This is a genomic window from Streptomyces sp. NPDC002853 (assembly GCF_053591915.1).
On the sequence record NZ_JBSFUS010000015.1, the window covers coordinates 192988 to 205001 of the forward strand.

The window sequence follows — 12014 nt, forward strand, 5'->3', positions numbered from 1 at the left end:
TCTTTCTACAGTGTTGTAGTTTTTAGGTCCCGGCCCTGACCACGGCCGGGTACGCACTTCACCTCAGGACTTCAGGAGGACATCGTGGGAGTTTCCCTGGCCAAGGGCGGCAATGTCTCGCTCAGCAAGGAGGCCCCCGGCCTCACCGCCGTCCTGGTCGGCCTGGGCTGGGACGTCCGCACGACCACCGGCACGGACTACGACCTGGACGCCAGCGCCCTGCTCTGCGACGACTCGGGGAAGGTCGTCTCCGACCAGCACTTCATCTTCTACAACCAGCTCAAGAGTCCCGACGGTTCGGTCGAGCACACCGGCGACAACCTCACGGGCGAGGGCGAGGGCGACGACGAGGCGGTGAAGGTGAACCTCGCGCAGGTGCCCGCCGAGATCACGAAGATCGTCTTCCCGGTGTCCATCCACGACGCCGAGAACCGCGGCCAGAGTTTCGGCCAGGTCCGCAACGCCTTCATCCGCGTCGTCAACCAGGCCGACAACGTGGAGATCGCCCGCTACGACCTCTCCGAGGACGCGTCGACGGAGACCGCCATGGTCTTCGGCGAGCTCTACCGCCATGGCGCGGAGTGGAAATTCCGCGCGGTCGGCCAGGGTTACGCCAGTGGGCTGCGCGGCATCGCGTCGGACTTCGGCGTGAACGTCTGACGTTCGCGCCTGACCAACCTCAACAGAAGGAGCGGGACGTGTACGGCGATCCGGCAACAGTGCGCAAGATCCTGACGGAACTCGGGGACACCTGGGCGGTCGTGGGCCTGTCCACGAACGAGGAGCGAGCGGCGTACGGGGTCGCCGGTGTCCTGCAGCGGTACGGGAAGCGGGTCGTCCCGATCCACCCCAAGGCCGAGACGGTGCACGGCGAGAAGGGATATCCGTCCCTCTCCGCGGTGCCCTTCAAGATCGACGTCGTCGACGTCTTCCTCAACAGCGCCCTCGCGGGCCAGGCCGCCGAGGAGGCCGTCGCGATCGGCGCGCAGGCGGTCTGGTTCCAGCTGGGCGTGATCGACGAGGCGGCGTACGAGCGGACTCGGGCCGCGGGCCTCGAGATGGTGATGGACCGTTGCCCGGCGATCGAACTGCCGATGCTCTGACGCTTCACCGGGTCTGCGGGGATCACCCTGCGGGCCCGGCGGGGCTGGCCACGCAGTTCCCCCGGCGCCCCCTGACAGAGCGCGGGAGCGCTGCTCCTCGGCCCACCCGCCGCGGGGCCCTTTCCCGGTGCCGGACAGTGCGCCGAGGGCCGGCCGGTAGATGGGGCATGCCTGAGCAGCCACGACATGAGCCGGTGGTTCCGGACCCGTCGGGGACGCGCTGACCGTACTTGTACTGGTCGCGCGCAGCGGCACGCGCACTCGCCGGCGGTCGCCCAACTGGCCACCTCACTGGGCCGGCTGTCGGTCCGCGTGGCCGTAGCCCTGGGCTGCGCCGGAACGGACCGCCTCACTCCGGCACAGCTCAGGGCCTGGGGGGGGGTGGCCGTGCCTGGACACGGCCACCCCCCGGGCACCGTGGCGGGTCAGGCCGCGGCGCCCACCAGGGCGGGGCGCTCGGCTTCCCGCACGCGCTCCATCAGCGCGATGCGGGCCCGCGCCACCCGCGAGCGGACCGTGCCCACCGGACAGCCGGTGAGCAACGCGGCCTCCGCGTAGGGCAGTCCGAGGAGCTGGGTGAGGACGAAGGCCTCACGCCGTTCGTCGGGCAGCGTCGCGAGCAGGTCGGCGAGGACCACGCCGTCGTCGAAGCCCGGCAGGCCCCTGGGCTGGGCCCGCTCCGCGGCGGACTGCCAGTCGTCCGTGTCGCAGAGGCGGGGCCTGGCCGCGGCGTACCGCAAGCTGTCGATCACCGCCCGCCGGGCGATGGAGAGCAGCCACGTGCGGGCGGACGAGCGCCCTTCGAACCGGTGCAGGCTGCCGAGGGCCCGCAGGAACGTGTCCTGCGTCAGGTCGTCGGCGGCCTGCGGGTCGCCGCCGAGATACGTCACGTACCGGCGGACGTCCCGGTGGAGGGCGCGTACGAAGTGCTCGACCGCTTCGGGGTCTCCGGCGCGGGCGGCGAGCGCCCAGGCCGTTATCGACTCGTCGGGTGAGCTGGGCAGGGCAGGAATGATCACCTGGTGTCCTTCTCGGGATCCGGGACCCGGACACGCCGTGCGTGCGTGCGTCCGGCGGGTCCGGTGAGGGGGTACGGCCGCGCGAGAGTGCGTTCGACCGATGCCCGAGCCGTCAGGCCGCGCGAGGTGGCGCGGCATGGAACGGCGTCGGGGAACCAGCTGTCAGGCGACAGCGGTCCCCGCGGGCGGACCCCGAGAAGTGATGGCGTGGACGAGGAGCAGCGGCCGCGGCCGGCCCGCCGCACGGTGGCGATGGAGCCGGATGCGGGGCCGGTGTGCGGGTGTGGGCAGCGCGAGTGGCACCCGCAGCGGGGCGACGAGCCACCCGGCGCAGGCACGCGCGACACGGAAGGCCGCGCGTTCGCCGTGCGCGAGCCAGAGGCCGCAGAGGAGCGCGGCGAGAAGGTGGGCGGCAAGCATGCCGGTCGGCGACATGCCGCTCATGTCGTGGCCGCCGCCCATGTGATCCATGTGCTCCATGGCTGAGCTCGTCGACGACGCCGACATGCCGGGCATTGCGGGCATGGGCGTCGTCCCCGGGTCGGGCATCGGCGCCGACAGGGCCGAGCCCTGTGCCCTTCCCATGGACCCCGTGGAGTCGGCGCCCATCGGTGCGGCGCAGAGCATGTGCTGCACCCAGCGCCGCACGAGCGGCGCTCCGGCCGACGGCTGCGCGACGGCCTGGGCCAGCGAGAACCCCGAGTGCAGCGCGGCCTGAGCGGCCACCGCCACGGACACGACCAGGGGCAGCCCCCGTTCGCGCCCGGCCAGCAGCCACGCCGTGCCGCCGACTCCGACGGCGCCGGCTCCCAACGTCCACCAGGGGACCGAGGCCCCCGACATCATGACGTGCCCCAGGGCAGCGAGCAGCACGCAGGCGGCCGCGAACACCGCAGCCCGTACCGCGCGAGAACACCATCCAGCAGTCATGGCGGGGCCATCCTTGCATTCGCGCCCCTCCTTTCACGGACGGGTACGCGAAATGCCCCCGCCGCGTTCACCGGCCGGGGTCGCCGGAACGCATGTCCCCCATGTCGTCGCCGGAGTGCATGCCCCCCATGTCTCCCTCATGCGTCCCGCCGCCACCGTCACCGCCGGGTTTCTTGTCCGTCCCGCCCTCGGTCCCGCTCTCGGTCTCGGTCCGCTGTGTGCCGGGGGCGCCCGGCCCGACGGCCGACCCCACGGCGTACGACACCGCGAAGATCACCGCGAGCAGCGCGAGGAAACCGCAGAGCAGGGACAACTGGGGGCGGTCGCTCATCGCCGCTCTCCTGACACTCGTGACGCGACAGCGCGGAACCGTCGCGCCCGCGCCTGTTCAGGAGTCGGCCGCGCGGGGGCCCGAGTTCCCGTGATGTGAGCAGGGGTTCCACCCGCTCATCCTCGGAGGGGATGATCCGGCACGGCTGGGCCTCCTTCGGGGCGGCTCACACATGAGCGGGCATCTCATGGGCGCCGATGACCGCTTGGGCCGCGGCGGCCAGTTCCCGGCGGTCGGAGCCGCGCAGTGGGGAGTGCGCGGTGACCCGGACGGTCAGGCCACGGGCGCGGGCCACGCGGTGCAGTGAGGCCCCGAAGGACTCGTCGCCGAGGAAGGCCGCCGTGGTGCTGCGCGTGCCGTGCCGGTAGTAGCGGATGGTGACCGGCCGAACGGGGGCGCCCGCGTCGGCCGCCGCCTGGAACGTGGCCCGGCGGAAGCGGCCACCGGCCACGGAACACCAGGTGGTGGCCTGCGGGAAGACGAGGACGGAGCGGCCCGAGCGCAGGTTCGACGCCAACTCAGCCACCACATAGGGGAGTTGGCGTATCCCGTCGCGGTCGATGAATTGACTTCCGGCCCGCCGGGCGAGCGACCCGATCACCGGCCACCGGCCCACCTCCCGCTTGGCCAGGACGGTCACCGGTTCGACGGCGAGCAGGCTGACGACGTCGAGCCAGGAGATGTGGTTGGCGACGATCAGGGTGCCGGGCCGGGAACCTGTCACCGTCAGCCGCTCCGGCCCAGCCTCGAGCCGTATGCCCAGGGCGCCCAGAATCCCATGCGCCCGCGCCCGCAGCGCCCGCGGCTCGGCGAGCCGTGCGCCCTGCGTCACGCCGACGCCGATCTCGTACGCCAATGCCGCGTAACGGCGGGCCAGTTCGGCGGGCGGCGCCTCCGGCGCCGAGCGGGTGACGCAGGCCGGGGTGCACAGCGCCGCGGGGGTTCGCGCGGGGCTCATTGCGTCTCCCCCAGGAAATAGCGGCGGTAGCGGTCGCCGAGCCGGTCCATGTCCAGGAGGACGAAGAAGTCGGCGACGTCGAACTCGGGGTCGTGCGTGGGCGCCCCGCACATCCACGCCCCCAGACGGAGGTAGCCCCGCAGCAGCGGCGGCAGATCGGTGTAGGCGGGCCGCTCCACGGGCGGCGCGGTGGGCACCCAGGGGCGCCGGGGCTGCACCCGCAGCTCGGGCGGCGACGCGTGCCGCGACGTGCCGAGCAGCCAGGCGCTCGACGCCGCCCTGCCGCCGTCGGACAGCGGCACCGAGGCGCAGCCCGCCAGATAGCGGTGGCCGGAGAGCAGGACGTAGCGGGCGAGGGCCGACCACATCAGGTTGATCACCGCGCCGGAGCGGTGGTCGGGGTGCACGCAGGAGCGGCCGGCCTCGATCGTGGAGGACCGCAGTCCTTCCAGGGCGCGCAGGTCGAACTCGCTGTCGGAGTAGGACTTCTCGGCCCGTCCCGGCGGCATCAGGCGGTAGGTGCCGACGACCTCGCCGGTGGTGGTGTCGGTGACGATCAGGTGGTCCGCGATGTCGTCGAAGGGGTCCACGTCGTGGCCGGGCAGGGAGGTGTGGAGCGTGGCACCCATCTCCTCGCCGAAGACGCGGTACCGCAGCCGCTGCGCGGCCCGGATCTGCTCTTGGGAGTCGGCGACGGAGGTGAGGTACGCACGGGTGACGGCGGGAGCGGTGGGCGTCAGAGGGGTAGCGGATGCCGAGGGCATGACAGATCCGGTCTCCGTTCGGGGAGGGTCGTGCGGGGAGCTCGTCGGCACGACGAGCAGCAGCACGAACAGCACGGTGATGGCCCCGGCTGAACTGCGCACGATGGCCGCGAGGCCGACGGTCAGGACACGCGTGAGCATCAGGTGAACGGCGAGCGCAAACACCTGCCACGCACTTTCGTGAGGTCGTCAACACTTTCGTGAGGTCATCAACGGCCGGGGTAGCGTGCGCACATGATCCGAGTGCTGCTTGCCGACGACGAGGCGATGATCAGGGCCGGGATCGGGGCGATCCTCGGCACCGCCGAGGACATCGAGGTCGTCGCCGAGGCGGCCGACGGGCGCGAGGCGGTCGACCTGGCACTCGCGCACCGTCCGGACGTCTGCCTCCTCGACATCCGGATGCCGCGGCTCGACGGCCTGCGGGCCGCGGCCGAGCTGAACGAGCTCGCGCCCGATACGGCGGTGGCGATGCTCACCACGTTCTCCGAGGACGAGTACATCGCGAGCGCGCTCGGCTCCGGGGCCGCCGGTTTCCTCCTCAAGTCCGGCGCTCCGCGCGAACTGATCGCCGGGGTACGGGCCGTCGCCGAGGGCGGCGCGTATCTCTCTCCGTCGATCGCGCGGCGGGTCATCTCCCGTCTCGGCGCGGGGCAGCTCGGCAAACAGGCCACCGCGCGGGCCCGCGTAGAGGAGCTGACGGCGCGCGAGCGTGAGGTGCTCGCGCTGGTCGGGGCCGGTCTGTCGAACGCGGAGATCGCCGGGCGGCTGCACGTCGTCGAGGGCACGGTGAAGGCGTACGTCAGCCAGGTCCTGGCCCGCCTCGGCTTCAAGAACCGGGTGCAGGCCGCGATCCTGGCGTACGAGGCGGGGCTCGTCGGCGAGGAATGAGCGCCCCGGGGTCCGGGAGGATCGGCGATGCTTGGCGGATGCGCGGCGCAAACGGCTGGCTCTCCCGGCTCCTTCCCCAGTCCTTCCCGCTCCTTCCCCGGCTCTCACCCCTCCTTCCCCGGCTCTTCGACCTCGCGCTGGGGCTCGTGGTGTGCGCGCCGCCGTTCTCGGCCGCCCTCGGCCCCGACGGGCGTGACGCCGTCGTCGCGGCCGTGGGTGTTCCGCTGCTCGGGGGCGCCGTGGTCTTCGGCAGGCGGTGGCCGCTCGCCGCGCTCGCCATACCCGTCGCGCTGAGCCTGTTGGCGGATCCGGGGATGCTGACGCCCGAGTACTGGGCGGCGCTCGCCCTCTTCGGGTATCTCGCCGGCAGTCGTACGGTCGCGGTGCGTCCGGCGCTGTGGTTCTTCGGGGCGGTCGCCGTGGCCGCCCTTGTGCTGTGCGGGTTCGTGGCGAGCGATCTGTGGAGCTGGCCCACGATGCTCCTGACCTTCCTGATCGGCGTGGTGCTGCCCTGGCTTCTCGGCCGCTACCGCCGTCAGTACGCCGAGTTGACGGCCAGCGGCTGGCGGCTCGCCGAGCGCATGGAACGCGAGCAGCAGGCTGTCGCGGACCGCGCCCGTATCCGCGAACGGGCACGGATCGCGGGCGACATGCACGACTCGCTCGGCCACGACCTGACGCTCATCGCCGTCAAGGCGGGCGTCCTCGAGGTCGATCCCGCCCTCGACGCCCGCCGGCAGGCGGCCGTCGGCGAGCTGCGCGAGGCCGCGGGCGCGGCGACCGAACGGCTTCGGGAGATCATCGGCGTGCTCCGGGCCGACGACGAGGTGCCGCCAAGGGCGCCGTCGGAGGAGAGCCCGGAAGCCGTGGTCGAGCGCGCGCGGGCCTCCGGGGTCGACGTCACGCTCGAACGGCTGGGGGCCACCGGGGACCTGGCGCCGATGGTCGCTCTCGCCGTCCACCGTGTGCTCCAGGAGTCCCTGACGAACGCCGCCAAACACGCGCCCGGCGCCGCGGTCCGGGTCCGCATCACGCGGGACGGCGACGCGCTGCGCCTGACGGTGGTGAACGACCCGGCCCCGGCGGGCCGCCTGCCCGGAGTGGCGTCGGGCGGCAGCGGACTCGTCGGCCTCGACGAGCGGGTGCGCCTGGCGGGCGGAACCCTGCGCGCGGACCCCACGGACGACGGCGGCTTCGGCGTGACCGCAGAACTGCCCGCGGCCGGGGCCGCCCCACGCACCACCGACGCCCCCCGGCCCTCCACCTCCGCCCGGGAACTGGAGCTGGCCAGGCGGCAGATCAGACGGCGGCTGGCCCAGACGGTCCTGACCCCGCTCGCGGTCCTGGCCGCAATCCTGCTGCTCATGATCCCCCTCAGCCTGATCAGCTCCGTCTTCTCGGTCCTCGACCGGGAGGTGTACGACGGCCTGCGGGCCGGGCAGCCGCGCGACGAAGTGGAGTCCCGGCTGCCGGACTTCACCATGGACGGACCGCCCGACGGCGCGCCCGCGACACCGCGCGGCCAGGACTGCGCGTACTACAGCACCCGCTTCATGTCGGGCGAGGGCTACCGCCTCTGCTTCGACGACGGGCGGCTCGTGTCCAAGTCGGTCGTGGGCGAGGGCCACTGAAGCGGCGTCCTGTGTGACCGTACAGACTCACGACGCACCCGCGAACGAAAGGCAGTCATGGCGACGACGCACCACGAACCGGCAGGTCACCTCCCTTTGGAGGGCATCACCGTCGTCAGCCTCGAGCAGGCCGTCGCCGCTCCCTTCGCCACCCGCCAGCTCGCCGACCTCGGTGCCCGCGTCATCAAGGTCGAGCGCCCCGGGGGCGGAGACTTCGCCCGGCGCTACGACACCACGGTGCACGGCCAGGCCAGCTATTTCGTCTGGCTCAACCGCTCCAAGGAATCCCTCACCCTGGACCTCAAGTCCGAGGAGGGCAGGGCGATCCTGCACGAACTCCTCGCGGGCGCCGATGTGTTCGTGCAGAACCTCGCCCCGGGTGCCGCGGACCGTCTCGGCCTGGGCGCGGACGAACTCCAGGCCCGTTACCCCTCGTTGATCCCCTGCACCGTCAGCGGGTACGGCACCAGCGGCTCCTGGTCGCAGCGGAAGGCGTACGACCTGCTCGTGCAGTGCCAGACCGGGCTGCTGTCGCTGACCGGAACGCCCGACGAGGCGGTCCGGGCGGGGATCACCGTCGCGGACATCGCGGGCGGGATGTACGCCTACAGCGGCATCCTCACCTCGCTCTTCACCCGTGCCACCACCGGGCGCGGACCGGCCGTCGAGGTCTCCCTCTTCGACGCGCTCGGCGAGTGGATGGGCCAGCCCGCGTACTACACGCGGTACGGCGGTACGCAGCCGCCGCGCGTGGGCGCCCGGCACGCGACGGTGGCGCCCTACGGCCCGTTCACCGCATCCGACGGCAAGGACGTGCTGCTGTCCGTGCAGAACGAGCGCGAGTGGGCCGCCCTGTGTGAACAGGTCATCGGGCAGCCCGAGTTGACCGACGACCCGCGGTTCGCCACCGGCTCCGACCGGGTCGCGCACCGCGACGAACTCGACGCGATCATCTCCGCGCGGTTCGCCCGGCTCGGCAGTGACGAGGCGATGGAGCTCCTCGACCGTGCCAACATCGCCAACGCGGGCGTGAATTCGGTCGCCGAGTTCCTGGAGCACCCCGCGCTCGTCGAGCGCGACCGCTGGCGGGAGGTCGCCATTCCGGGGAGCCCGTCCCCCGTACAGGCGCTGGTGCCGCCCGCGGACCTGAAGGGCGTGGCCCCGCGCATGGACCCGGTGCCGGCAGCGGGCGAGCACACCGACCGGATCCTCGGGGAGCTGGGGCGTGGGCCGGACGACATCTCGCGGCTGCGCGCGGAAGGGGTGTGCGGATGAGCGGGGCGTGCACCCCGCCCGTGCCGGGCGGGGTGCACCGGTCCCGTGTCAGGCGACGCCGAGCCCTTCGAGCACCACCGCGTTGGGCAGCTCGGCGAACGCCTTGCCGGGCACGATGAGCTTGCCCCGGCGGCTGCCGCTGCCGATCAGGACGTAGGGGAGGTCGACGACGGCGGCGTCCACGAGCAACGGCCAGGCGGCGGGCAGGCCGACCGGCGTGATGCCGCCGTACTCCATGCCGGTCTCGACGGTCGCCGTGTCCATCGGCGCGAACGAGGCCTTGCGGGCGCCGAGTTGGCGGCGCACGACGCCATTGACGTCGACGCGGGTCGTGGAGAGGACCAGGCACGCGGCGAGCGAGGTCTCGCCGCCGCGCTTGCCCGCGACGACGACGCAATTCGCGGACCGCTCCAGGATGTCCTGGCCGTAGTGCTCCACGAAGGTGGCGGTGTCGGCCCACCGCGGGTCGGTGTCGACATGGAGGACCTGCTCGGCGGGGACGCTCCCGCTCCATCCGCGCACGGCCTCCGCGACGGGTGCGACGAGGAGTTCAAGAGCCTCGGGCGCGGGTCGGACGTCGTCGAAATCTCCCATGGGTGCACGCATGGCCGCACGCTAACAGGCCGCCTCGCGGCTCAGTACGACGAGGCGTGCGCCGGGGGCACCGACACCGACATGGTCATCTCGACCGGCTCGGCGCCCTTGTTGTGATAGCCGTGCGCCACGTTCGCCTCGAAGGACGCGGCCGACCCCGCGGGCACGAGATGCTCCACGCCGTCCACGAGGAGGGTCAGTTCGCCAGCGGCGACGTGCAGCAGCTCCATCGTCCCCGGCGGGTGCGCGTCGGAGTCGCTGCCGTCACCGGGCATCAGCGTCCACGCCCACAGCTCGAAGGGCCCGCGCGCCTCGGTCCCGACCAGGAGTGTCGTGCTGCTGCCCGCCTCCGTGGACCACATGCGCACCGCCTGCTCCGGCGGCACGAGCCGTACGTGCGATCCCTGTTCGTAGTCGAGGAGCGTGGTGATGCTGACGCCCAGGGCGTCGGCGAGTTTCACCGTGATGCCGACGCTGGGGTTGGTCCTGGCCTGCTCGATCTGGATGATCATGCCGCGGCTGACGCCCGCGCGGGCCGCGAGCGCATCGAGCGTGAAGCCCCGTTCCGAGCGCCAGCGCTTGAGGTTGCGGGCGAGGGACTGGGTGAGCTGATCGAGGTCCGACACATTCCGTCCAATATTTTGGATGACAGAGTTTAGGATATTGAACTACGGTGTGGTGCACCTAAGGGTTCACCACACTGTACTGCGAGGATCTTCGATGACAGCACTGTTCGCTCTGGCCACCAGCCTGATGTACGGGTTGGCCGACTTCGGCGGCGGACTGCTGACGCGACGCATCCCCGCGCTCACCGTCGTCGTCGCCTCGCAGACCATCGCCGTGATCGTCCTCGGCGTGATCGTGGTCACCACGGGCGGTTGGACGGAGTGGGGGCCGCAGCTGTGGTTCGCGGTGGCGGCGGGCCTGCTCGGCCCGGTGGCGATGCTCGCCTTCTACAAGGCCCTGGCCATCGGCCCGATGAGCGTCGTCTCCCCGCTCGCCTCCGTGGGCGTCGTCGTGCCGGTGGCGGTGGGGCTGTTCATGGGCGAGCGGCCAGGGGTCCCGCAGTTCGCCGGGCTCACCGTCGCCATCGTGGGGATCGTGCTCGCGGGCGGTCCCGAGCTGCGCGGCGCCCCCGTGCAGCGGCAGGCGGTACTGCTCACTCTCCTCGCGGCCTTCGGCTTCGGCGCGGTCCTCGCCCTGATCTCCGAGGCATCCAGCAACCTGACCGGGCTGTTCCTCGCCCTGTTCGTGCAGCGCGTGACGAATGTGGCCGCGGGCGGGGCCGCGCTGTTCGTCTCCGTGAAGCGTGGCGGCGTCGCGCTGCCCGAGGGCACGGGCATGCGGCTGCTCTGGGCGGCGCTCCCGGCACTCGCCTTCGTCGGCCTGGCCGACGTAGCGGCCAACGGCACGTATTCGATCGCCGCCCAGAACGGCCCGGTCACCCTGGCCGCGGTGCTCTCGTCGACGTACCCGGTGATCACCGCGCTGGCGGCACGGGCGGTACTGAAGGAACGACTGCGGGGCGTGCAGGCAGCGGGGGCGGGCCTGGCTTTGGTGGGAACGGTACTGCTGGCCAGCTGAAACGCGCCCTTCAGGGGCGCGGGGAACTGCGCGAGCGAGCACAGCGCACCCGCAGCCGAGCAAGGCAGCGGACTACCCCTCCAACTCCCCCAGAGCAAGCAGCTGTTCAGGCGTGACCCCGTCAGGAATAGGAACAGGCGCAGGCGTCCGAAGGGGCGGCTGCCATCCCGCCTCCGCATCCCACGTACGCACGACGCGGGCAGGCGCCCCGGCCACCACGGAGTGGTCGGGCACGGAGCCCCGCACAACGGCTCCCGCGGCCACCACGACATTGCGCCCGATCCTCGCGCCCGGCAGGATCACCGCGTTCGTGCCGATCCAGCAACCGGGGCCGATCTCGACCGGCTCCATGCGCGGCCACTGCTTGCCGATGGGCGTGTGCGGATCGTCGTACGAGTGGTTCGTGGACGTCACGTACACCGTGGGCCCGAAGTAGCAGTCGTCGCCGATCGTCACCGTCGTGTCGGCGATGACGTGGCTGCCGCGGCCCAGCACGACGCCGTTGCCGATGCGCAGGATCGGGTCGGGGCCGAGGTCAAGGTCGGGCATCATCCCGGCGGTCAGGGTGACCTGCTCGCCGATGATGCAGTGGTCACCGATGCGGATCCACGGCTCGCCGAAGACGGTCCCCTGCGGGAAGGACAGCTTCGTGCCGTGGCCGATCGCGCCGAACCGCAGCCTGCCCGGCCGCTGCGCGGTGACGGCACCCGTCCGCTGCACCCAGGCCCAGCCCGCGTGGACGGCGCGCTGGGTCGCGCGGCGCCGCCAGTCGGCGACCGCGGATGAGAACGTGTTCCTGTTCTTCGGCACGCGCTCACGTTACTCAGCCGCGCGCGGCCCGGTGAGCCCGGACCCCTGTGATCTTCACCCCACAGGGCTGTGGACCCCACCCCGTCCCGTACGGTTCCGCCAGGCGCGAGACACGTACGAATGG

The 12014-nt window shown here is 72.2% G+C and carries 14 protein-coding genes; 6 read left to right on the forward strand and 8 right to left on the reverse strand.

The features are described 5' to 3' along the window. The first annotated feature begins 84 nt into the window (after nucleotides 1-84). Nucleotides 85-660, forward strand: coding sequence for a TerD family protein (locus ACWD02_RS36145; RefSeq protein WP_363206712.1), 576 nt, complete (start codon nucleotides 85-87; stop codon nucleotides 658-660). Nucleotides 661-698: 38 nt separating this feature from the next. Next, nucleotides 699-1103, forward strand: a complete 405-nt coding sequence (locus ACWD02_RS36150) for a CoA-binding protein (RefSeq protein WP_363313172.1) — start codon at nucleotides 699-701, stop codon at nucleotides 1101-1103. Nucleotides 1104-1528: 425 nt separating this feature from the next. Here the strand turns inward: ACWD02_RS36150 and ACWD02_RS36155 are convergent, their stop codons facing one another. The 5 genes from ACWD02_RS36155 to ACWD02_RS36175 form a co-directional block, all read right to left on the reverse strand. After that, nucleotides 1529-2122 (reverse strand): sigma-70 family RNA polymerase sigma factor, encoded by a 594-nt coding sequence (locus ACWD02_RS36155; RefSeq protein WP_451218981.1) that lies wholly within the window; start codon nucleotides 2120-2122, stop codon nucleotides 1529-1531. A 162-nt stretch (nucleotides 2123-2284) separates the two neighbouring features. Further along, nucleotides 2285-3052 (reverse strand): hypothetical protein, encoded by a 768-nt coding sequence (locus ACWD02_RS36160; protein WP_451218983.1) that lies wholly within the window; start codon nucleotides 3050-3052, stop codon nucleotides 2285-2287. A 67-nt stretch (nucleotides 3053-3119) separates the two neighbouring features. After that, nucleotides 3120-3383 (reverse strand): hypothetical protein, encoded by a 264-nt coding sequence (locus ACWD02_RS36165; protein WP_451218986.1) that lies wholly within the window; start codon nucleotides 3381-3383, stop codon nucleotides 3120-3122. Nucleotides 3384-3549: 166 nt separating this feature from the next. Continuing rightward, a complete protein-coding gene (locus ACWD02_RS36170; RefSeq protein ID WP_451218989.1) occupies nucleotides 3550-4341 on the reverse strand; it encodes a lysophospholipid acyltransferase family protein in 792 nt (263 codons plus the stop codon). Further along, complete coding sequence (locus ACWD02_RS36175; protein WP_451219177.1) at nucleotides 4338-5105, reverse strand: GNAT family N-acetyltransferase; 768 nt, start codon at nucleotides 5103-5105, stop codon at nucleotides 4338-4340. The genes ACWD02_RS36170 and ACWD02_RS36175 overlap by 4 nt, the downstream gene beginning before the upstream one ends. Before the next feature lie 234 nt (nucleotides 5106-5339). Between ACWD02_RS36175 and ACWD02_RS36180 the strand changes: the two genes are divergently transcribed. Genes ACWD02_RS36180 through ACWD02_RS36190 form a run of 3 tightly spaced genes read left to right on the forward strand, consistent with a single transcriptional unit; the run spans nucleotide 5340 to nucleotide 8902 of the window. Beyond that, nucleotides 5340-5996 carry a response regulator gene (locus ACWD02_RS36180; RefSeq protein WP_451218992.1) on the forward strand — a complete coding sequence of 219 codons (657 nt, stop codon included), beginning with the start codon at nucleotides 5340-5342 and terminating at the stop codon, nucleotides 5994-5996. A gap of 38 nt (nucleotides 5997-6034) precedes the next feature. Next, the gene (locus tag ACWD02_RS36185; protein ID WP_451218995.1) at nucleotides 6035-7627 is read left to right on the forward strand and encodes a sensor histidine kinase; all 1593 of its coding nucleotides are present in this window, start codon (nucleotides 6035-6037) and stop codon (nucleotides 7625-7627) included. 57 nt (nucleotides 7628-7684) lie between these two features. Continuing rightward, entirely contained in the window at nucleotides 7685-8902 is a 1218-nt protein-coding gene (locus ACWD02_RS36190) for a CaiB/BaiF CoA transferase family protein (protein WP_451218997.1), read from the forward strand. 48 nt (nucleotides 8903-8950) lie between these two features. Here ACWD02_RS36190 and ACWD02_RS36195 read toward each other — a convergent pair whose 3' ends face one another. Together ACWD02_RS36195 and ACWD02_RS36200 are read right to left on the reverse strand one after the other, a co-directional pair. Continuing rightward, the gene (locus tag ACWD02_RS36195; protein WP_451218999.1) at nucleotides 8951-9508 is read right to left on the reverse strand and encodes a YbaK/EbsC family protein; all 558 of its coding nucleotides are present in this window, start codon (nucleotides 9506-9508) and stop codon (nucleotides 8951-8953) included. 29 nt (nucleotides 9509-9537) lie between these two features. Then, complete coding sequence (locus tag ACWD02_RS36200) at nucleotides 9538-10122, reverse strand: helix-turn-helix domain-containing protein (protein ID WP_363206611.1); 585 nt, start codon at nucleotides 10120-10122, stop codon at nucleotides 9538-9540. A 94-nt stretch (nucleotides 10123-10216) separates the two neighbouring features. Here ACWD02_RS36200 and ACWD02_RS36205 point away from each other — a divergent pair, with 94 nt between their 5' ends. Further along, the gene (locus ACWD02_RS36205) at nucleotides 10217-11080 is read left to right on the forward strand and encodes an EamA family transporter (protein WP_451219003.1); all 864 of its coding nucleotides are present in this window, start codon (nucleotides 10217-10219) and stop codon (nucleotides 11078-11080) included. A gap of 72 nt (nucleotides 11081-11152) precedes the next feature. Here ACWD02_RS36205 and ACWD02_RS36210 read toward each other — a convergent pair whose 3' ends face one another. After that, nucleotides 11153-11890: an acyltransferase gene (locus ACWD02_RS36210; RefSeq protein ID WP_451219006.1), complete on the reverse strand. Its 738-nt coding sequence runs from the start codon at nucleotides 11888-11890 to the stop codon at nucleotides 11153-11155. Nucleotides 11891-12014 lie beyond the last annotated feature (124 nt).